Origin of the sequence: Estrella lausannensis, assembly GCF_900000175.1 — a bacterium.
In the GTDB taxonomy this organism is placed as follows: domain Bacteria; phylum Chlamydiota; class Chlamydiia; order Chlamydiales; family Criblamydiaceae; genus Estrella; species Estrella lausannensis.
This window is the reverse complement of record NZ_CWGJ01000019.1, coordinates 68,137-89,229: the sequence shown is the minus strand read 5'-3', so window position 1 is coordinate 89,229 and position 21,093 is coordinate 68,137. Positions and strand designations below refer to the sequence as shown.

Genomic DNA, 21,093 nt, shown 5'->3' with positions numbered 1-21,093 from the left:
GTTGAAGGAAATTAGGCGGACTTGTTGTCGACTTTATTTCTTAAGAAACTTTCGTAGCCTCCGAGATAATCCTCAGGCACGGTTTCGCCCTTATTCTCCCAGGAAAAGCGGAGCTTTTTAAATGTTTTACCCTTCCAAAGGGTCTGTCCCATGTAAGTGCCGCCGATTTTTACTTCGATTCTGCTTTGGAAGTCGATTCCCTCGGTTTTTGTAAGAATGTACCCTAGGAGGGATTGCTTGACAAAGAAGTGCATGCCGCTTTCGAAGAGGATTTTCTTCTCTTTGAACCTTCCCCGGATTTCGCCTTTGACCGCATCGCCAAGCACAATGACGGCACCGCCTGTTATGCTTTTTGATGGCTGCCAGAAGCCTTGCTGCTTTCTTAGTTTGATCGTAAATTCACCGTCGTCACCGACTCTGAATTCCTCTATGGAGCCTTGTGGAAGCCTATTAAGTAACGCGGGATAGAGGATGGAGAGCTCCTGGCAGTTGGTTTTTTCCCTGATTGCCGTGATGATATTTTGCATTAGGGATTGATACGGGGAGATCGTTTCTGGCTCGGTCCTTAGGGTCGTTTCTGTGTTGTCCGGTTCCTTCAGGGGCGGTTCGAGATCTTCGACGGAGAAGTAGTTCTCAAAGCACTCGGTTTCAATTTTTTTTAATAGGTCCATGACCCGGTTAAAGGCGACTTGCACTTTTGCCGATTCACTCTCCAGCCTCTCTTCTGTTTTGAGAAGTTCACTCTCAGCGCTCCGTTTGTCTCTGCGCAACTCCCGGATGGATTGGAGAAAGGTGGTCTCACACTCTTCCCTCTCATACGATCCAAGAAACGTATCGTCAACCGTGTCGATTGGAAAATCAGGATCCATCTCAGCGATCTCCTGCACTTCCGGTCTTATAGGCTCAGGAGTCGGGGTGTAGATGAAGCTGAGAAATCTGGACATGTAAGATCTTGGCTTTGCCTGCTCAATTTTGATGCTGATCAGATCTTTGGCTTTATCGACAATCTGGTCTTTCTCGGCTTGTCTTGCATCAATCTTTTCTTGGATCGAGCTGATGCGTGCTTTCAGTTCCAAGATTCTTGATTTTGCAGCAGCTTTATGCAGAGTCGTTTCTTTAAGATTGAGTCTTGACCGTGTAAGCTCTTGGGTTACATCGGCGATACGCTGCATTTTTTTGTTGTAGGCCTCTGAAATGCGTTTGGCAGCGGCATCAAAGTTTTTTCTGTAACTTGCGGAGAAGAAATACCTGATGTTGTTCCAGATTTTGAGGGCAAAAATCCGTATTCTGTCGATCAGGTAGAAGAGGAGCCCGATTTGGTCGCTTTCATCCTTGAGAATATCGTCAGAGAGGATAAGTTCTTTTTCGGGATTCTCAATCGCTTCATGCAGGGTTTTGACCAGTTTCGGGTAGAAGAAATGGTCGTTGTTGTGAAAATAATGTTCTATCGATGTGTTCAAGTTGATCATAAAGCGTTGACTAAATTAAAAATAATCTCGCGCATTTTATATCCATTTTTTGATTTAATCAACTTAATTCAATAAAATCCAGCACCGTTTTTAGTTTTGAATAAGAGAGAGTCTGGGGCCTGAAGTCGTATGATTTGTTTGCTCCATTGGTTTATATCCTTCGAAAAATAATCAGCATATTCATCCAATTTGGTGTACCCTATGGAGCAGCAAAGTATACTGGCTTGAGTTTGTGGGCTGTCCCTAACTGTGTCCCATTGTACGGATCTCCGGCGGATGCGCGCTGACCAGCGGGGAGCAGGGGAGTAGGTTTTATTAGAATTTAAATTTTGATTTTGTCTCATCCGCCCCGGGTGAATTGATGTTTTGATGAGGGGCGGCATTTATTGAAAATTACGGAGGAAGACTGCTGTGACAACGATTATTTTGTTAACCTTGTCAAATATCTTCATGACTTTTGCATGGTATGGCCATCTTAAATACCGCAGCACTCCCCTCTTGATTGCTGTTTTAGCCAGCTGGGGAATCGCATTTTTCGAATACTGTTTTCAGGTTCCGGCCAACCGCATTGGAAGCTACGAGTTCACTACCGCCCAGCTGAAAACTATGCAAGAGATCATCACACTGGTCGTTTTTTGTTTTTTTTCCTATTTTTACCTGCACGAGCCTCTTAAGGTCAATCATTTGATCGGCTTTGTCTTCATCGTTCTGGCTGCTTTTTTCATATTCAAATCGTGAACTTGCGGCAACCCCGGTGAGGCTCCTTCCTTCCGGCTATGCAAGGCAGCAGAGATGTTGCCTTTATCTCCATGCCTGAGGCACCTTGGCATCGGCTTCGCTGAGAAAATCTCTTTCGATCAACTGCTCAGCCAAGGGGATGAATTCCACCAGTTCTTCCTCAAACCCCTGTTTTGAAAATTCTTTTTTAACTTCATCTAAAGTTTTAAATGTCGCCTGGCTGCCTGTTTTATTCTTTTTTATAAACTCGTCGTAAAATAGATCTTTCAATTCATCATCCGGCGCAATCACGGTTGCTTTGATGCGGGAGGGGAGAGCACCCCGGAGCACAAATTGGTCGTTTTCTATCGTTTTTCCTTCAAGATAAAGCGAGCGGAACTGCTGGGCGAAGGGAGCTGCTAGTTGACTGACGATTTGATCTTTATTTTCTAAGGGGATGTTCATCTGCTTTAAAGCTGCGCGGATCATGGTCTCGGCAAACTTATTCAGATTCTCCTCGGTTTTAATCTCGTTGATGCCCCCGGCTGGTAAATAATTGATATCAAGCTCGCGATAATTCAGACTGAATCCTTTATGTTTGTCGTTCTCACTCTCGGCCCTAAACACCACGGCCCGATCGCAAAGCAGTGCTAGTCTTTCCTTTAGCTCGAACTGTGCATCGGTGGATAAATCGTTGGGCATCGCCAGCGCGGAAACGACTTTTTGAACCCCTGAGTTAAAATCGGTTTGCATCGCCTGCATCTGCGGATTGATGGTGATGAATTTTTTTAAGCCTGCCCATACTTGCTGCTCATTTTTCAAGATATGTCCCGCCTTACCTTTATTGAAGATAGTTGCTGCCTGGCTTTTGAATTCCACCTCCTTGGGCAGTCCTAAAATGACGGCGCCATAGCGGAATTCCGGTTCGGTGGAGATGAAGGCCCCAAAGCCTGACTGGGCCTGCGAAGCCTCGATGCCAGTCTTGGCAATGGATGCGGCTGCGCTTGCGCCCGTGGCGTGATAGTATTGAGAAAGCACGACCGCTTCTCCTTTGTCCAAAGCCTCATTGCGTTCAATCTGCCTTTTTTTGATCGATTGCAATTTGTCCAGGCCGAGCTGGATGAGCGAATGCGCATCGAACTGATCGCCTTTCAAATTAAATTGAGGGGGCAGCTTATCAAGGCCGAGTTCTTTTAACTTACTGAGGGGCTCATCAGTGATAGAGTCCACGTCTAATGTCGCATCACCCCAGAAACCTTTCCTTACAATCTTTAGCTGACCATCTCTTAGAGCTATGTCTCCACCCATTTTGAAGTAATTTTTGATTTGTTCCTCGGTTTGATTCAAGACAACAGTGTCTTTTACCTTAGCAACCATCTCCTCGACAGCCATATCGATTAGCTGATCTTTCATATCGGGATTTTCCAAGAGAATTTTTTTTATCATGATATATTGCAGCGACGGAGGAGAGGCATTTAAAATATCTTGGAGCGAAAGGGACGACAGATCGGACGCATCGTTCAATGCTGTTAATTTCGCGATTGCACTATCGGCTGCTTTCTCTATATGATCAATTTTAGCTTTAACGATCCCTTTTTCCCCTTCGAGTTCACTGACATTCTCACCCAATTGCTGGTAGAATGTTTTGGCGGTTGCTGATTTAACATCTCCCATGTTTTCCCAATGCTCAAGAAGCTGGCTCATCGAAGACATCTGCTCAAGCCCCATATTGCCGGACACAAGGACCATCAATTCCCGAATCTCATTCTTCCACTGGCTAACCTGAGGAGAGGGATGAGTGTCGCGGTTCAATTTATTGAGCATATTCTGCAGTTTGACAAGCTGGAAGGGCTGGCTGAACAAACTTACATTGGCCTTCATTTCCGCGATGAAGTTTCCGACGGAGTAGACTGCTCCAGGAAGATCTTTCAGTGGATCTTGAGAACCTTTGTGCAAATAGTAATTTTCCCCTTCGAAATAGGCGTCCAATTCTCCACTTTGAACAGCTACGTGCCTGCCTGACTCGGTAAACCCTCCCTGAACGTAGAACATGAGGGGATTTCTTTCTTTGGTAAACGAGGGACCTTTTTGAGGTTCTAAAACTCCATTGCCTTTATCTCTCATCCCTTCGGGATGAGCGATCATGTCCGCATCCATGAATTCTTTCTCTAGCAGCTGAATTGCTTTTTGAAAATCTTCTGCGCTGTCCGGACCGTTGAAATAGAGAAGAAGTTTTGGTTCGCAAGGGTCTTGTACCACGGTCAGGTCGGATTTCCTTTTGATTGTGTCGGAAGCGACAATCTTACCGTTGATATAAGGCATCGATTCCAAGGCCTTTAAAGTACGATCTAAAGTGGACTGGAATTCATCTGCCTTAGGGTTTAAGAAAAGCTTCCACTGCTGCTTGGCGTCTTCCGGCTTAGCAATGTAGGTGCTTGGTACATCCCCTTTCTGAAAAAAGGTCCACATGCCGGAGGTGTGGGCACTCACGGCATGTTTTTCAAATGTCTGATTGGCCGCTGTCTTGAAGTCCGGATCATAGACGCCCTTTCTTTCCTCGCCAAGCCTCGTGAGGATGAGCCCTAAGTCTTTTTCTTTGGAGATGTCACTTACCCAAGCTTTGATGTCTTCTACTCCCGTGCCCAGACGGGCGGCGACTTGGCCGTCGATTTTAGCTTCGAGATTCTGTAGAAAGGAGCTCCCTTCATTCTGCTTTGCAGCCGAAACCATAAAATCTAAAAGGATATCGGCCGCCTTTTCATTGGAGACCTCCAAAGCTTTTGCCATCTCCTCTAAAGTGGGATTGGAGAGACCTGAGATTTTTTCTACAAGATGGGGATCAGCGGTTTTGTCCGCCTTCATGAGAGACACAATGTCAGGAAGATTTTCCAAAATGGCCCGAGAGTAGGCTTGGCCTAGATAGTATCCTCGTACGGACGTCATCGATTTTCCTAAATAGCTGGCAAGCTCCTGAGGGGTAGGATCATTTCCTGTCCGTACCTTCAGAGCTATTTTTGCATTGTTCATATCAGACCTATCGATCCGATCGATCGCGGTCTGGATTTTGACTTTGTCTGCGGCAGAGGCCTCGGCCAGTTTAGATTTGAGATCCAAAAGACGCGCCTGCTGATTGACGTAAAAACCAACTAATCTTGCTTTAGTGTCATCAGGATCGGTCGGCAAAATTTCCGCCGATGTTCCCGTGACAGGAACATCTCTAGGAGGTTTCTCTTCAACTTCTGCGCTTCCATCGGCAGCATGGGACACCCTTTGTTCAACCAAAAGCGCGTTTTGGTGGGAGCTGATATCGATCGGAACTTCCGGTGGTGTGTTGTCCGGTGGGGTAAGCTCAGTGCTCGTTTCGTCGGAGTCTTTATGCGAAGGCCTAGTGACAGGTGGTGTAGTGTCTGGTGTGGTAAGCGCATTACTTGCCACATTGGATACTTTGCTTGAAGATGCATTAACAGGTGCTGTTGCTTGATTAATTGCGCTGTTCTTTTCTACACAGACTCTGACTACCTGACGGCCACTGATCCAATTGCGCACTCTTTTTGAAATCAGCGCAAGTCCGCCAGAAGCTAGTGTGCAGGCAAATCCGAGCAAGATCCCTTTGATTCTCTCCCCTGAAAAAAGGGAGAGACGGCGCTCCATTTTCTCAATCGCCTTATACTCTCTTCCTTCGATAAGATACGTTTTTTGGGAAGATACCGGAGTATGTTTCCAGCCCAGATTTTCACTGTAGTCCGCTTGGTGTGAGTTGTAATAACTCTGATCGATCAGATTGCCATTTTTCGAAAAAACATCCATGTTTCCTCCAAAAAAATAAATGATTGAATATTGATTTTAGTGATTAATTAAATTATAGCAGTGGGTTTGTATAAATTATTGATAATTTATGATAAAGATGTGGCTTTTGAAAGGGTAAGGTTGTCTATAGGAATGACTAAGAGACTGCTGGGGCGGGTATCGAAATGGGGCCAAAATAATCCCCAAACCGAAGAAATCCGAGTCCGCTAGACAGTCTCTCAAAGCTTTGATGCCAAATTATGATAGGCTCTCGGCATAGACGAAAGCGATTAGCTTTCTTTGATTTTTTGCTCCAAGAATTTCTCGTAGCCGCCGGGGTAGGAGCTGTCGATGAACTGGCCGTTTTGCTCCCAGTCCTTTTTGATGACCGAGAATGTCTTGGTGTTCCACTGCGTCTGGCCGAGGTAGGTTCCTCCCATACGGATGTCTGTTCGTGAGCCGTAGAGTATCCCGTCAAAAGTCGGGGCAATGTAGCCGAGCACAGGAACTTTGACAAATGTGTTGAATCCCTTCGTGAAAAGGATACTGTTCTCCTCGAGCTTTCCGGAAATTTTTCCATCGGTTTCATAGCCCATCAGAAGAACCGCGCCTCCCTTGGGATTGTTTTCGGGCATCCACAGGGGGTAGGTTTCTTTCAATTTCAGCGTGAAATGGCCTTGATCGTCACAAGTCCATCCTTCGAGGGCATCTTCTGGCAACCTTTTCAGCAGCAATGAAAAAAGTGTTCCTAAATCTTTGCATGCGGCTTTCCCGACGATATCTTGCGTTATGGCGGCGAGCTTTATCTCTTGGGGAGTCAGCTCCTTTGCCGGCTGAGGGGTGCTATCGACAATCTCTTCTTCGATCGAAGGAATTTCCATATCTTCATCGGAGAAGAAATTTTCCAGTTTTTTTTCTTCGATTGCCTGCACTGCATCGACCAAGCTCTTCAACTCTTTCTGCAAGAGGGCGTTGATTTCGGCGAGCTTGCCTTCGGCTTTAAGAAGTTCAGCATTTTTGATCCCGATGCCCTCTTTGCCATTTTTTATGGAGGCAATCAGAGGAGAGGCGCTAAACTCTTCGTTTTCGTAAAGGGAGATGACCTCTTCATCGATGCTGTCTAGGGGGAATTCGGCATCCTGAGCTTGGATCTCGATTGCTTCAGGCTCCACTTTTTCTTGCTGGTTGATTTGGAAAAGGTTTGTAAAGAAATTCTTTATCTGTTCACCCTTCGTGGGCTGGTGTTCTTTTTTCTCTTTCAAAATCTTTGCCTGTTGAACGACGAGATTTTTGGCATCGATTTTCTCTTGCAGAGAGGTCTGGTCCCTCTCCAGCTCTTGCCTTAAGATGCTGACCCTGGGGGCCAGAGCAGCACGTTTGTTTTTGAGCGCGAGAATGTTGGCCTGCTTGGCCATAATCGTATTCGATAGAGTCGAGATCGCACCGAGTTTTTCGGAGTAGGCCTTCTGGATTTTTTGAACGGCCTGCTGGTACCCTTCACGATAGCTGGTTGAAAAAAAACATTTTACATTATTGACGAACTTCTTGAAGAGGATCTGGATTTGTTGGATGATTTTAAATAAGAAGTTGCTATCGTCAAGGGATTTGCTGATAAAATTGTCGGGAATTTCGATCGGCTGGTCCGGGTTTGCCATGACCTCATCGATCTTTTGCTTCATTTCCGGGTAGTAGTAATGGCTATTTTGCTGATAACGTTGTTCAATGATGTGGGCGTCAGAAAAGCTCATCTTTTTACCTAGTATATATCTTTAATGTACGAAATTTTAGCATGAATCTTGTTAAGGCAGAATTAAGATGTATTTAAATCATTGTAAATTTTGTAACTATGTTAATTTTAAGTGCCTTGCCGATTGACAAAAGCAGGGGGGTTTTATGCGTATTTTAATCATCAGCACCTTCTTTCCTCCGCAAAACTCCATCGCCTCCCTAAGACCCTATTCATTCGCCAAATTTTGGAGCGAAAGGGGCCATCAAGTGGAGGTTCTCACCACTGAAAAGATCAATGAACCCAAACCGCTCGATTACCCTCTCGATTTTGCCACTCTAATTGAAGCGCCTTTACCTGTTTTTTTTAACCGGTGGAAAAGGAACTATCACGACGGAATTACCGCTCCTTCCACCCCTTCTCGCGGCCTGAAATCGTTTTTGAAGAAGGGGATTGATTATCTCCGGTTTCAAAAAGGGGTCATGAACGCTTGTCGGATGCCGGATATCGCTGATCTATGGGCTATTAAAGCTTATCCTTTAGTGAAAAGGAGGGAAACCTACGACGTGGTGCTTTCGTCTTGCGGGCCCTATGCGACTCACCTGATTGCCTGGCGGTTAAAGAGGGCAGGGGCTGCGAGGTTCTGGGTTGCCGATTACAGAGACACCTGGAGCGATAACTACATCTATCCGGGTGTTTTTCCCTTCAGCAAGGTAGAGCAGGTTCTTGAGAGAAAAATGCTGCTTGATGCTGACCTTATCACCACCATCAGCGATCCTTTTGCCGACGCACTTGGCAAAAAGCACGGTAAAGAGAAGACGATTACGGTCGAAAACGGCTTTGACGGGACTGATTTGGCCAGCTTGCCGGCAGGTCCTTTCTTCCCTCAAGATGGCAAGCTCCGGATTGTGCACACCGGCTCGATTTACATGGGTAAAAGAGACCCCACCCCCCTTTTAAGAGCGATTCGCCTTGTGGCAGATGAAAACCCCGCTCTTTTAGAGAGGCTGGAAGTGCTGTTTTACGGCCAGCGAAATGCCGATCTCGCTCTCAAAATTGAGCAGTTTGGCGTGGACCGCTGGGTGCGTCTTGCGGGGTTCATCAGTAGGACAGAATCGCTAGTCGCTCAGCGTGACGCGGACTTTCTGCTCTTTCTTCCCTGGAGCGACGCTTCGGTGGAAGGGGTGCTTACGGGGAAGCTTTTTGAGTATCTCTACTCCAAAACGCCCATTATTTCTGCCGGAACCTGTCCCTTAGATTCTGCCGAGAAGAGGATACTTGCTCTGAATGCCGGGGAGGTCGTAAAAGGGGAGGCCGCCCTGGCCGCATTTTTAACCCGATCTCTTAAGAAGGAGAAAATTCCTAAAGTCGAGCTCGGCGATGAGGCCCTTAAGCGCTTTTCAAGAAAAGAGATCGCCTGTACATTGCTCTCTATCATATCCCGGAAAATGAAGGAAAAGTCATGAACGTGCGTGGCAAAACCGGTTCTGTCGCGGTCATCATCGTGACCCATAACAGCGAGCGGTTCATCTATAAAGCATGGGAGAGTCTGGAAAAACAGACGAAAAAAGCAGACAAGATCGTCATTGTCGACAGTGGCTCGAAAGACAAGCAGTACCTCGCACCTTTCGGACAAAAGGAGAATGGGCGGCTTATCCTCGCGGGGGATGATATCGGGTTTTGCAAGGGAAACAACATCGGCTACCAAGCCCTCGCACCTGAGTATGACTATATCCTCCTTTTAAACCCCGATGCTTTTCTTTTTCCGGATTTTATTGAGAAGGCTGTCTCTTTCATGGAAGAGGAGAGCAATAAAAAATGCGGGGCTGTAAGCGGGACGCTGCTCGGCTACGATATTGATCAAGACAAGCCGACAGGTAGGTATGATTCTACGGGCATTTTCCGCTCGTTGTGGGGTAGCTACGGGGATCGGGGGCAGGGCAAAAGAGTGGGTGAGAGCTCCTTGAATGGAGTGGAGGAAGTGCCTGCCATCTGCGGCGCGTTGATGTTCCTAAGGGCTGAAGCCCTTGCCGGATTAGGACAGAAGCGTGAGATATTTGACGAATCGTTTTTCATGTATAAAGAGGACATCGATTTAAGTTTTCGTCTGCGAAGGAAGGGCTGGTCGATTCTCTTTAACCCGAAGCTTTCGGCCTATCATTGCCGCGGGTGGAATCCCGACCGCAGCAAAATGCCCAGACAATTCCGGCTCTGTTCGGCCGTGAACGAGATGAGGATCAACTGGCGGATGCGCTCCCCTCTCGGAGTTGCCTATTCCTCATGCAAATATTTATTCGTTAAAATGCTGGATCTGTGATGAGCTGGTCGCAAGTCTTAGACTCTCCTTCGATGAAAGCGTGCCTATGGCTGATCGTCCCCCTTTTTTTTCTTCCCAAAGTCAATTTGATCTCTATGGGCGGTACGGAGACGGCCGGGGTGCGTGTCGATGATATTCTGCTCTTTGGCTTCTCTCTTTTCTTCCTTTTTGCTTCTTTGAGCCTGAGGAAGCCTTTACATAAAATAGAAAAGGCTCTTTTTGCACTGATTGCCCTGTCTTTGCTCTCCTTTGCCTTTAACAGGCTTTTATTGATCCTGGATGAGATTAACGTGACCTCCAGCATCCTTTACGCACTCCGTCCCCTGGAATACTTCCTCTTTTTTTATATCGGTCAGATGGCCTTTGGCCGCCTCTCGCTTTCTCTGGTCATGCTTCTGTTCCTAGGCTGGAACGCCGTGATCATGACTCTGCAGTGGTTGGGGTTGATGCCTGCTGTCTCCGTGGATGGGTTCATGTATGTTTCCGGAAGGATTCCTGGCATCGCCTCTTTTCCCTCCGAGATGGGAGCGCTTCTAAACCTGCTGTTTTGCTATTTTCTCTTCAGCGGATACATCGATGAAAGGAAAGAGGGGATCTTGAAAGAGAGCCTTCCCTACGCCCTGTTTTTTAGTATTGGAGCTTTGGTGCTTTGGACCGCTTCAAGGGCCTCTTTGGTCGCCCATGTGGTGGCCTTCATCTTTTACCTGAAATATTGTGGCAAAAGCCGGAAAATGGCCCAGGTTTCTTTAGGGATGCTCCTGCTGGCGATCGGTGGGGGGGTTTTGGTGGTTATCCTTCCTCACATCGATGAGCTCTATGAGAGGAGTTTCGCCCTATTTTCCTGGGATAACCTCGATTTGATTGAGGAGGTCTGGCACCGTATTGAAACCAGCTATAACCCTCTTGGAAACGAAACAGTCGAATATGACGATGGGTATGACATGAGCTGGTGGATGCGTATCCATAAGTGGTGCTACGCCCTCAAAGTCTTTGTCCTAAATCCCGAGTGCTACCTGCAGGGCATAGGACCGGGCTTTGCTTCTGCCGGACTCGATGGAGGGCTTCTCAGAATCTTTGTGGAGCTGGGGTTTATCGGAACTTTCCTTTACGCGATTTTCTTCAAGGAGATGATGAATCTCTCCCCTTATGTGAAATGGATGGTGGTTGTCCTCTTGATGAATATGGTCTTTTTTGATGCGCATCTGGCCTACAAGCCGATGAGTCTTATCTTTTTTTCAGCCGGCTATGCCCTCGTGGAAAAAGAGGAGAGGCTCCTTTCGCTCGCGCCTGCAGCAGTACTTTAAGATTTTTTTGCAGAGAGAATCTCTATGATTTTCCCGGCTGCCTTTCCATCACCGTAGAGGTTCTTCGACCAGTCTCTCTCTTTGCCGATCCCTCTCCTGATCGCTATCGGAATTGCTTCCCTTGACAGCGGCACGAGTTCATTGAACCCCTCCTTGATAAGCTCAACCCACTCAGTTTCGGTGCGCAGGGTGAAACAGGGCGTTTTGAGCAGGTACGCCTCTTTTTGCACGCCTCCGGAGTCAGTGGCGATGGCGATGGCATTTTTTTGCAGTGCCAGCATGTCGAGGTAGCCAACCGGATTGACGAAGCGGATTTTTCTTTGTAGAGAATCGATCAGCCCATATTGGGTGAGCAGCTTCAGTGATCTTGGATGGATCGGCATGATAACCTCCATCTCCGAAGAAAGTGAGGCGAGGCCCTCCATGATTTCTTCAAGGATGGATTGATTGTCGGTGTTTTCCTGGCGATGGACGGTGGCTAGGATGTAGTTTTTCTTTTTCAGCCCCAAAGTGGTCATGACAGAAGATTGCTCGTCGGCCTTCTTTTCATAGTGATACAAAGCATCGGCCATAATATCTCCGGTCAGAAAAAGCCGCTTGTCATCGATCCCTTCATTTTTAAGCTGTCTTAGGGAAGCCTCTGTCGGTGCGAAAAGCCATTCCGCAAGATGGTCGACAGCAACCCTGTTGATCTCTTCGGGCATGGAGCGGTTGAAAGACCGCAGTCCTGCCTCGACGTGGGCGCAAGGAATCAAAAGCTTTGAAGCGGTCAAAGCTCCGGCCAGAGTCGAATTGGTGTCTCCGAAGACCAGCACAAGGTCCGGCTTTTCAATGAGAAGGGGTTCTTCGAGCGCTTCGATCATGCGTCCCGTCATCTTGCTTGCGGAAAGTCCTCCAACGCCCAAGTTATAGTCCGGCTTTTTGATCGAAAGCTCTTCGAAAAAGATGTCCGACATATTTTTGTCAAAATGCTGCCCGGTGTGGATGATGACCTCTTCCAACGGCAGAGCGGCCTTCATTTTCTCAATCGCCAAGCTTGTCATGGCTGCTTTGATAAATTGCGGCCTTGCTCCGACAATGGTAGCGATTTTGATTTTGCTAGCGCGCATGAACCATTTCTTCCTTAGGTGCATTTTCTCGCTCTCTTAATAGTGCGCCTTCCAGTAGATACTCTTCGCCGGTGCCGGGACATTTAGCTGAGAGGGTCTCACCTTGAGGCGTTTTAAGAGGGAGGGGGAGTTTGTAGCCGGCGCGGCTCATCCATCCTGTCTGTTTTGCCGGGTTTCCCACCACGAGGGCGTAAGGGGGAACATCTTTTGTGACGACCGCTCCGGCTCCCACGAATGAGAAGCGCCCGATAGTGATTCCGCATATAATGGTGCTGTTAGCTCCGATCGTCGCCCCTTGTTTAATCACTGTCGGCTTGAACTCATTTTTTCTTGGAATGGGGCTTCTTGGGTTGATGACGTTGGTGAAGACCGCACTCGGCCCAATGAATACGTCCTCTTCAACTGTGACGCCTGTATAGATACTGACGTTATTTTGGATTTTGACTCCCGAGCCGATCGATACCGCCGGGCTGACGACGACGTTTTGTCCGATCGAGCAGCGGTCGCCGATCGTTGCACCTTTCATGATATGACTGAAGTGCCATATTTTGGTGTCGTGGCCGACTGTGGCTGTATCATCAACGCATGCGCTTTCATGGGCGAAATACGAAGGTTTGGCAAAAGAGAAGACAGGCAGTTTTTTGGGATGAAATTTCTCTCCGGAAGATTCCAGCGAAAGTTGGGCGGCTTCCAACACCTTCAAAACTCTAAGTCCTTCGATACCATCTGTTTTTGGGGAAATTCTCTCTTGGCAGCAATTTAGGAAGTGCTGGCATTCGGCCTTAAGAGGCTCTCCTAAGGCTAAGGGGATAAACTCGGGCTGGGAAGAGTTCACTTCCGGAATGGACCCCTGGCTCCAGCGGACATAGTTGCGGAACACTGCCAGCTTTTCATCAATGGGTTTTGTATCGTCGAAGACTGCCATGCCGTGGGATCCTATCACAACCAGCTTTTGCTCTTTAAATGGATGGAGCCAGCTGACATAGATATGGGCTTTGAGTTCTTGGTCGAAGGTCATGGTCGTCATCGTCGTATCGGCAACGCCTTGGGATATATAATTGCCTCCGGTGCAGCGCACCTCTTCGGGCAGTCTGTTGCCGGCAAGGGACAAAATGACAGAAATGTCGTGGGGGGCAAAATTCCACAGAGCATTCTCCTCTGTGCGGAAAGCGCCGAGGTTGAGTCTGTTGGACGCTATGTACTGCAGTTTACCGAGCTCGCCTCTTCCGACCATCTCTTCCAACTTGTGGATCGCGGGATGATATTGGAGGATATGGCCCACCATGAGGATTTTACCTCTCTCCTGAGCCAACCTGATGAGCTCCTCTCCTTCCTGGACATTCATGCAGATCGGTTTTTCGACAAAAACATCTTTTCCGCACATGAGCGCCTCTTTGGCGATCTGGAAGTGCATGAGGGCTGGGGCTGCTATGGCAACCTTGTCGATAGCCGGATCGTGCATGACAGAATGAAGACTTGCCGTCATGCGCACTCCCGGATATTGAGACTGATAGGAGTCTAGCAATTTTTCGTTGGCGTCGCAGAGTGTGTGGAGGACGCCAAGTGAGTGGAAATTGCGGAGCAGGTTTTTTCCCCAGCGACCGCCACCGATCAATGCGAGAGAGGGTTTTAGATTTTCGTTCATAATGCTGCCTTTTAGCGTAAGGACATGAAGGGGGAGACTGCTTCTTTAACGGCTGTTGTGATCAAGAGCTGGTCTTTTTCTGTGAGATAGGGATGCATTGGTATGCTAAGTACTTCCTGAGCCGCTTTTTCAGAGACGGGGAATGAGCCTTTACCATAGCCAAGGGAGGAGAACACCGGCTGTTCATGAAGGCATTTGGGATAGTAGATGGCTGTCGGAACTCCTCTTTCCTTGAGCGCTTTGGCAACTTCTTCTCTTGCCGATACCCTGAAAGTGTACTGAGCGAAGACGTGGGTGTTTCCAGGCATGATGCGCGGGGTGCTAACAAATTCTTCCAGAAGCCGGTTATACCTCTCGCCAAGCTGTTGCCTTGCCTCGACTTCCTTTTGAAAATGCGGAAATTTGGCAAGGAGGATAGCTGCCTGCATGGTGTCGAGACGCCCATTCAAGCCAAGATAAGGATGGTGGTGCCGCACCTCCCCTCCGTGTGTTCTGATCGCGCGCATTTTAGCCGCGAGTTGGTCGTCCGAAGTAAACAGGGCGCCGCCATCGCCATAGCAGCCGAAGGGTTTTGCCGGGAAAAAGCTCGTTGAGCCGATCAGGGTTGCCGAGCAGGACATCGTTTGATTATTCTTAGCTCCGAAGCTCTGGGCTGCATCTTCAATAATGGGGATGCCGTGTTCTTCGGCGATCGGATTGATGCGGCTGTAGTCGGCCATCTGGCCAAAGAGGTTAACTGTGATGATGGCTTTGGTCTTTTTCGTGATAGCTCTTTTCAGCTTTTCAGGATCGATATTGTAGCTGTCGCTTTCGATATCGACAAATACAGGTTTGGCGCCGACAAGGGGAATCACCTCCGCTGTCGAAATCCAGGTGAATGGCACCGTGATCACCTCGTCTCCCGGACCGACTCCGAGAGCCATGAGGGCAATCATCAAACTGCATGTGCCGCTGGATACGCCGATGCAGTGTTTTGCCCCTACATAGGCGGCAAGCTGCTTTTCTAATTCGGCAACTTCTTCGCCCATAATGAAAGCGCCTTTGTCCAGCACTTTGTGAATAGCCTGGTCTATTTCTTGTTTGTGGAGGCGATAGGGGGTTTTGATATCGATGAATTCCATGATGTGATCCTTATCTTTCAAGCCGGATGAACGAGCTTATGCTGGGGAAAAAAATTGCGGGTATCGACGATGGGTACGCTGAGTGAGAGAATTTCTTCTTTGGGAAAAACGCTGTGGGCGGTCGACAACAAGAAACAGTCATAATCCCTTGAGAGCTCCTGGCTTGTCCTTCCTTCGAGCTCTTTATACTCGCGGTTGGCTCCGATCGAAGGGATATACGGGTCGTGGTATTCGCAACGGGCGCCCTTGCTCTCCAAAAGCCTGATGAGCTCAAGGCTGGGGCTTTCCCTCATGTCATCGACATCGGCCTTATAGGAGAGGCCTAGCACTAAAATTTTGGATCCCTTCAGAGGCTTGCAGTAGAAGTTCAGGCAATCTTGCACTTTAGAGACCACATATTTCGGCATGGAGCGGTTGATCTCTCCTGCAAGCTCAATGAAACGGGTACGGATGCCAAACTCCTTGGCTTTCCACGTCAGGTAGAAAGGGTCGATCGGGATGCAGTGTCCGCCAAGCCCGGGGCCGGGCCAGAAGGGCATAAATCCGAAAGGTTTGGTTCCCGCTGCACGGATGACTTCAAAGACATCGATTTGCATGGGTTCGCAGATGACTTTAAGCTCGTTGACCAAGGCGATGTTGACGCTGCGGAATATATTTTCAAAAAGCTTGGCTAGCTCGGCAACTTGCGTGGAAGAGACAGGGACGACATGTTCGATAGCCTGGGAGTAGAGAGCAACGGAGAGAGACAGGCTCTCCTCGTCGACAGCGCCGACAAGCTTGGGGATGCTCTTGGTGGAATAATTTTTGTTGCCGGGGTCTTCACGCTCGGGGCTGAAACAGAGGTACAGGTCTTTGCCCACTTTCAGAGAGCTTTTTGATTCAAGGATTGGCCTGACGATCTCTTCTGTGGTGCCGGGCCAGGTGGTGCTCTCTAAAGAGACCAAAGTTCCGGGTTTCAGATGGGGGGCAATTGTTTCGGTCGTTGTCTTGATGTATTGAAGATCGGGTTCTAAGTGATGGTCCAAGGGGGTCGGAACGCAGATGATGACAGCATCGCACTCTTGGATTCTTGAAAAATCATCGGTTGCCTGGAAGGAACCGTCCCCGACGAATCGGGCTAGCCTGCCGTGATTGATGTGCTTGATGTAGCTCTGTTTTTGATTGATGGAGTGGACTTTCTTTTTGTCGATATCAAAGCCGATCACCTGAAATTTTTCTTCGGAAAAGGTGAGTGCAAGGGGAAGGCCGACATAGCCGAGGCCGATAATCCCGATGCGGGCTTTTCTTTGTTTGATGTTGTCGATTGTAAGCGGCATATCTGCTAGTCCCGTTTCAGGGGTCAGACTGTAGCAAATGGGGAGCTGTCTGACAAGAAATATCGATTGAAACTTTATACCGCGATTGAGCTCAAGCCCCTGAAGGGGTCTATTTGACCCATTTATAGAGAGTGTTGTCCCTATTGAAACGCCAGAAGATTTCCTTTTGCATTATTTAAATTCAATTTTTCATCATCTATTGACTTCGGTCTGCCCCTTTATTTGACAGCAGAGAGCTAACATGGCATTGTCGGCCTGTGTCTTATATAGACAGGAGAAGAACCATCAAAAATCTGCTTGTTTTTATCTTCTTTGCTCTCTGCTTCCCATCGGGTCTGCTGCCTCATGAGGCTACCATCTGCCTGAACATGATTGTCAAGGATGAGAAGGCGGTGATCGAGCGCTGTCTCGCCTCCGTAAAACCGTTGATTAATTACTGGGTGATCGTAGATACCGGCTCAACGGATGGAACACAGGAGCTGATCCAGAAGATCATGGCAGACATCCCGGGGGAGCTTCACGAGAGGAAATGGGTAAACTTCGGCCATAACCGCAACGAAGCCCTGCAGCTTGCCAAAGACAAGGGCGACTATGTTTTAATCATCGATGCCGATGAGACGCTCGTGTATGAATCGTCATTCAAACTCCCGTCGCTTACCAAAGATTTCTACTATATAGAGACTCGGCTGTCCGGGACAAAATATGGACGCACACAGCTGATTAGAAATAGTTTGAAGTGGGAATGGAGAGGGGTGCTTCATGAGGCCCTTTACTCGAACGAGGCCAAAAGCTCCTCGACGTTTGCGGGGCTTGCCAACATCCCAAGAAACGACGGGGCGCGCTCGAAAGATCCTGATAAATTCAAAAAAGATGCGCTCCTTCTTGAGGAAGCGCTCCAAAAAGAGCCCGGTAACACGCGCTATGCTTTCTACCTAGCTCAAAGCTACCGCGACGCCGGTGATGATGAAAAAGCGCTTGCTGCCTACGAAAATCGCCTCTTGATGGGCGGATGGAAGTCGGAGATTTTTTGGTCCCTTTTGCAGGTCGCACTCTTGAAAGAGAGGCTGAATAGACCTCCAGAAGAGGTGGTCGCTGCATTCAAAAAGGCCTATCTCTATCAACCCTCAAGAGCTGAACCACTCTACAGACTAGCTAATTATCAGCGCAGGCAGGAAAACTGGAAGGAGGCATATGAGGCGGCAGCGCTCGGCTTAAACATCAAGGAGTCGAAAGATCTGCTTTTTGTGGAGAGTTGGATTTACGATTATGGCCTTTTGCTTGAGTTTTCGATCGCCTCCTACTGGGTCGGAATGTATCACGAATCCAAACTCTCATCCGAGATGCTTCTTGCCAAGAGTTCTCTGCCGGCACATGTCCGCGACCGCATCAAGAAAAATCTCGTGTGGATTAACGGTAAATTAGACGAGCTGGTCCAACGAACTAAGCAACGCTACAGGGAAGAGTCAATCGAGTCTCCGGCAGCTTTGCGGGCTTTGCCTTAAAGTTAACTGAAAGTGTCTCAAAAATTTGGCTTTCTCAAGGCCTTCATGCCAAATTTTGAGACGCTTTCGGCATATTGCAATTAACAGGCGCCTTGCCTAGAGTTGTTGCTTATACCGAAAGTATCTCAAAATTTGGGGTTTTGACTTTGAGAAAGTCTCAGGATTGAAAGATTACAAGTCACCTCATATTTTTAATATTAGGTGACTTGTAATCTTTCAATCTTGGGGAGCTTTCTCTTTGTCAAAAACCAAATTTTGAGACGCTTTCGTTATAGAGTTTGTTGACGGATGCGGATTACGCCTGTTTTGACCGCTCTTCGTTTAGTTTCTCCGTCAGAAATAATTGTGTTTTAAGGATTGACTGCCGTGCACGTCCTTTTCATTCCCTCCTGGTACCCCCAGAAAGAAGATCCGCTCCTTGGCATCTTTTTTAAAGAACAGGCTCTTGCCATGATGAAGCTTGGAACGGAAGTGGGAGTGATCTATCCTGAAGTTAGACCTCTTAAAAACTTAAGCTTGAGACTGCTTGCCAATAACCGGTTCCAAAAAAGCGAAGGGGTGGAAGAGAGCATTCAAACAACCCGCCTCCATGGATGGAACCTCTTTCCCCGAATCGGCAAATTACAGATGTCGGCTTGGATATCCTATGCGGAATTTGCCCTCAAGAGTTATGTCAAGAGGTGGGGTAAACCCGACATCCTCCACGCCCATAGTTTTCTCTGGGGAGGGATCGCCGCGGCATCGCTTTCAAAGAGGTGGGGTATTCCGTTTGTTGTCACCGAGCACAGAAATCACTTCGTCGATAGGATTGCGCTCGATGCGGAGATTAAAGCATGCTGGACCTATTCCCCCATGAAGAGGGCATTTCATGCCGCTTCAAAAGTAGTCGGGGTCTCCACGCCCCTGACGTCTGTTCTTCAGGAATATTTGGAAGATGCGTCTCGCTTCTTGACGATTCCGAATTCGGTGGACACCGACTTTTTTAAGCCTCGTGATGAAGTGGAAAAAGAAGGCTTTCAGCTCATCACAGTCGCCCAGTTGGAAGAGAGAAAAAACCTCCCCATGCTTCTCCGCTCGTTTCATCGTTTTTTAAGCCAAGAGAAGAGAGCTCGTCTTGTCATCTTGGGCGAAGGTCCGGAAAGAGAGAGGCTCTCGGGGTTTATCAAAGATCTCAATCTCGAAGGCAAGGTCTCGATGCCGGGAAAAGTTTCCCGTGAAGCGGTGCGCAAGCATTTAATGGAGAGCCGGGCGTTTCTTTTTTCTTCTGACAGCGAATCCTTTGGTGTTGCCTTGATAGAAGCAATGGCAGCCGGACTTCCCGTTCTCTCCACAAGGTGCGGAGGCCCGGAAGACATAGTCACCGAGGAGACAGGCATTTTGGTTCCCAAAAGGGATGAAGAGAAGTTTTATGAGGGGTTGCTTCGTCTTATTCGGGGCAACTATGACCCGCAGTCGATCCACAAAATAGCAAAAAGCCGTTTTCATTCCGCAGCAATAGCCTCACGCTACCTTGCTTTGTACCGGGAGGTTTTGGCGCGATGACACCCTCTCCTTCAAAGGGACTTCTCAAAGATACCGTGCTCTATAGCATGGGACAAATCCTTCCCCGTATGATCGCCTTTTTGCTTCTTCCGATCCTTTCAAGGTACTTGACGGCGGAAGATTACGGCGCGCTCGGTATGCTGGCCATTTTGAGCTTGGTTGCAACTTCGATTGCAACGCTGGGGCTTAACTGGTCATTGGCCAAGGGGTACTTCAGCACGAATGACAGGTCGGTTCGCGACGGACTCATCTGGTCTTCTTTCTTAACGATTATGGCCTATAACGCCGCTCTTTTTCTCGCTGTCTATCTAGGAAGAGAGACGCTCTCCTATCTTCTCTTGGGAAAGCCGGAGTATGGTCTGCTGGTGGTTGTCGCTTTCCTTTCTGTTTCTCTCTCCGGTCTCTTGATTCCCTTTACTTCGTATCTTAAATTTGAACAGAAAGCCGGAACCGTAGTCCTTTTGGCTGTCTTTGAAGTTTTGTCCTCCTCGTTTTTGACTCTCTATTTTGTGATCGGCAAAGGTCTGGGCCCTTTAGGACCTCTTCTTGGCCAGCTTTTTGCGCAGGCGCTGCTCCTGCCTCTGTTTTTGGCTATTGCACTTGCAAGAGTTCAGCTCACTCTCTCCTTTGGGACAGAATTTAGAGCCTCGCTTGCTGCCGGTCTTCCTTTCATGATGTCTTTTGTTGGCTCATTTCTCCTGCAGTCAGGAACTAGGCTTTCACTCGTCGAGACGAGAGGGTTTGAAGAGGGCGGAATCTTCTTTGTCAGCCAAAATTGCTCGAAGATTCTAGAGCTACTCGTCATGGGTATGATGACCGCATGGTTTCCTGCCATCGCCCGAATTATCCAGAATGATCAGGAGACTGTGCAGGCAGTTCGCAAGATGACAAGAGCTTACCTGACCATCATTTCCATCCCCGTCGCTGCGGCCTGTTTTTTTGCCAAGCCCCTGATGACTGTTTTGGTGCCAAGCCCGCTATCAGAAGGGTGGAGAGCGATCGGTTTGTTGACTCTTGCGCAAGCGGTATATGGCTTTTATGCCATCCACCAACCTCTTTTTGTTCTTAAGAAAAAAAGCGTTTGGCAAGTCTCTCTCGAGGCTATTTTTGGAGTGGTCGCGCTCTTTATGGCCTACCCATTATCCTATTTTTTAGGATTTGTCGGAGCGGCGGCAGCGCAGTTTCTGGCCTGTCTTTTCCTCTCAAGCGGAGCCGTTGTTTTTCTGAGGCGTCGGCTGCATCTTCAGTATGAGACGGGTCGTCTTTTTAAGGTGTTGACAGCTCTTTGCTTTGTCTTTGTGCTTTCTCTTTTTCAACCGGACTATCTTCCCTACCAGTTTTTCAATGCCTTCATTGGAGTGATTCTCTATCTGATCTATTTGTGGCACCGTATCTTAGAGACCGATGAAAAAGAGCAGGTGAAAAACATGATGGCTCGCTTTGTCACTAGAGAAGCTTAGAGCCTGCCCACAAATTCAAATCACTATTTGCTATAGTGTGCCTTGGCTTCTTTACGTTGAGTTGGAGAGGGGAGACTTT

14 protein-coding genes are annotated in these 21,093 nt (G+C 48.1%); 7 read left to right on the top strand and 7 right to left on the bottom strand.

What is annotated here, in order from left to right:
- Window positions 1-11: 11 nt before the first annotated feature.
- On the bottom strand, window positions 12-1,469 hold the full coding sequence (locus ELAC_RS07330; RefSeq protein WP_098038637.1) for a hypothetical protein: 1,458 nt from the start codon (window positions 1,467-1,469) through the stop codon (window positions 12-14).
- Window positions 1,470-1,880: 411 nt separating this feature from the next.
- Between ELAC_RS07330 and ELAC_RS07325 the strand changes: the two genes are divergently transcribed.
- The gene (locus ELAC_RS07325) at window positions 1,881-2,207 is read left to right on the top strand and encodes a DMT family protein (RefSeq protein WP_162288483.1); all 327 of its coding nucleotides are present in this window, start codon (window positions 1,881-1,883) and stop codon (window positions 2,205-2,207) included.
- Window positions 2,208-2,270: 63 nt separating this feature from the next.
- Here the strand turns inward: ELAC_RS07325 and ELAC_RS07320 are convergent, their stop codons facing one another.
- Window positions 2,271-5,993, bottom strand: coding sequence for a hypothetical protein (locus tag ELAC_RS07320; protein WP_098038636.1), 3,723 nt, complete (start codon window positions 5,991-5,993; stop codon window positions 2,271-2,273).
- 269 nt (window positions 5,994-6,262) lie between these two features.
- A complete protein-coding gene (locus ELAC_RS07315; protein WP_098038635.1) occupies window positions 6,263-7,720 on the bottom strand; it encodes a hypothetical protein in 1,458 nt (485 codons plus the stop codon).
- Between the two features lie 145 nt (window positions 7,721-7,865).
- Here ELAC_RS07315 and ELAC_RS07310 point away from each other — a divergent pair, with 145 nt between their 5' ends.
- Genes ELAC_RS07310 through ELAC_RS07300 form a run of 3 tightly spaced genes read left to right on the top strand, consistent with a single transcriptional unit; the run spans window position 7,866 to window position 11,319 of the window.
- Entirely contained in the window at window positions 7,866-9,164 is a 1,299-nt protein-coding gene (locus ELAC_RS07310; protein ID WP_098038634.1) for a glycosyltransferase family protein, read from the top strand.
- Window positions 9,161-10,015, top strand: coding sequence for a glycosyltransferase family 2 protein (locus ELAC_RS07305; RefSeq protein ID WP_098038633.1), 855 nt, complete (start codon window positions 9,161-9,163; stop codon window positions 10,013-10,015). The genes ELAC_RS07310 and ELAC_RS07305 overlap by 4 nt, the downstream gene beginning before the upstream one ends.
- On the top strand, window positions 10,015-11,319 hold the full coding sequence (locus ELAC_RS07300) for a hypothetical protein (protein WP_098038632.1): 1,305 nt from the start codon (window positions 10,015-10,017) through the stop codon (window positions 11,317-11,319). Before ELAC_RS07305 ends, ELAC_RS07300 begins: the two co-directional genes overlap by 1 nt.
- Here ELAC_RS07300 and wecB read toward each other — a convergent pair.
- Genes wecB through ELAC_RS07280 form a run of 4 tightly spaced genes read right to left on the bottom strand, consistent with a single transcriptional unit; the run spans window position 11,316 to window position 16,510 of the window.
- Complete coding sequence (gene wecB, locus ELAC_RS07295) at window positions 11,316-12,428, bottom strand: non-hydrolyzing UDP-N-acetylglucosamine 2-epimerase (RefSeq protein ID WP_239414432.1); 1,113 nt, start codon at window positions 12,426-12,428, stop codon at window positions 11,316-11,318. The two genes, ELAC_RS07300 and wecB, sit on opposite strands and share 4 nt — an antisense overlap.
- Window positions 12,418-14,073 carry a Gfo/Idh/MocA family oxidoreductase gene (locus ELAC_RS12015; RefSeq protein ID WP_098038631.1) on the bottom strand — a complete coding sequence of 552 codons (1,656 nt, stop codon included), beginning with the start codon at window positions 14,071-14,073 and terminating at the stop codon, window positions 12,418-12,420. Before ELAC_RS12015 ends, wecB begins: the two co-directional genes overlap by 11 nt.
- 11 nt (window positions 14,074-14,084) lie before the next feature.
- Window positions 14,085-15,194, bottom strand: a complete 1,110-nt coding sequence (locus ELAC_RS07285; protein ID WP_098038630.1) for a DegT/DnrJ/EryC1/StrS family aminotransferase — start codon at window positions 15,192-15,194, stop codon at window positions 14,085-14,087.
- Between the two features lie 17 nt (window positions 15,195-15,211).
- Window positions 15,212-16,510 carry a nucleotide sugar dehydrogenase gene (locus ELAC_RS07280; RefSeq protein WP_098038629.1) on the bottom strand — a complete coding sequence of 433 codons (1,299 nt, stop codon included), beginning with the start codon at window positions 16,508-16,510 and terminating at the stop codon, window positions 15,212-15,214.
- Window positions 16,511-16,767: 257 nt separating this feature from the next.
- Between ELAC_RS07280 and ELAC_RS07275 the strand changes: the two genes are divergently transcribed.
- The 3 genes from ELAC_RS07275 to ELAC_RS07265 all read left to right on the top strand — a co-directional run bounded on the left by ELAC_RS07275 (window position 16,768) and on the right by ELAC_RS07265 (window position 21,014).
- Entirely contained in the window at window positions 16,768-18,012 is a 1,245-nt protein-coding gene (locus tag ELAC_RS07275) for a glycosyltransferase (RefSeq protein WP_098038628.1), read from the top strand.
- Window positions 18,013-18,378: 366 nt separating this feature from the next.
- Complete coding sequence (locus ELAC_RS07270) at window positions 18,379-19,554, top strand: glycosyltransferase (RefSeq protein ID WP_098038627.1); 1,176 nt, start codon at window positions 18,379-18,381, stop codon at window positions 19,552-19,554.
- A complete protein-coding gene (locus ELAC_RS07265) occupies window positions 19,551-21,014 on the top strand; it encodes a lipopolysaccharide biosynthesis protein (protein ID WP_098038626.1) in 1,464 nt (487 codons plus the stop codon). The genes ELAC_RS07270 and ELAC_RS07265 overlap by 4 nt, the downstream gene beginning before the upstream one ends.
- The last annotated feature ends 79 nt before the right edge of the window (window positions 21,015-21,093 follow it).

Excerpts from the sequence above, each read along its gene's own strand:
- ELAC_RS07330 (WP_098038637.1), bottom strand. The coding sequence starts at position 1,469 with ATGATCAACTTGAACACATCGATAGAACATTATTTTCACAACAACGAC.
- ELAC_RS07320 (WP_098038636.1), bottom strand. The coding sequence starts at position 5,993 with ATGGATGTTTTTTCGAAAAATGGCAATCTGATCGATCAGAGTTATTAC.
- ELAC_RS07315 (WP_098038635.1), bottom strand. The coding sequence starts at position 7,720 with ATGAGCTTTTCTGACGCCCACATCATTGAACAACGTTATCAGCAAAAT.
- ELAC_RS07310 (WP_098038634.1), top strand. The coding sequence starts at position 7,866 with ATGCGTATTTTAATCATCAGCACCTTCTTTCCTCCGCAAAACTCCATC.
- ELAC_RS07305 (WP_098038633.1), top strand. The coding sequence starts at position 9,161 with ATGAACGTGCGTGGCAAAACCGGTTCTGTCGCGGTCATCATCGTGACC.
- ELAC_RS07300 (WP_098038632.1), top strand. The coding sequence starts at position 10,015 with ATGAGCTGGTCGCAAGTCTTAGACTCTCCTTCGATGAAAGCGTGCCTA.
- wecB (WP_239414432.1), bottom strand. The coding sequence starts at position 12,428 with ATGCGCGCTAGCAAAATCAAAATCGCTACCATTGTCGGAGCAAGGCCG.
- ELAC_RS12015 (WP_098038631.1), bottom strand. The coding sequence starts at position 14,073 with ATGAACGAAAATCTAAAACCCTCTCTCGCATTGATCGGTGGCGGTCGC.
- ELAC_RS07285 (WP_098038630.1), bottom strand. The coding sequence starts at position 15,194 with ATGGAATTCATCGATATCAAAACCCCCTATCGCCTCCACAAACAAGAA.
- ELAC_RS07280 (WP_098038629.1), bottom strand. The coding sequence starts at position 16,510 with ATGCCGCTTACAATCGACAACATCAAACAAAGAAAAGCCCGCATCGGG.
- ELAC_RS07265 (WP_098038626.1), top strand. The coding sequence starts at position 19,551 with ATGACACCCTCTCCTTCAAAGGGACTTCTCAAAGATACCGTGCTCTAT.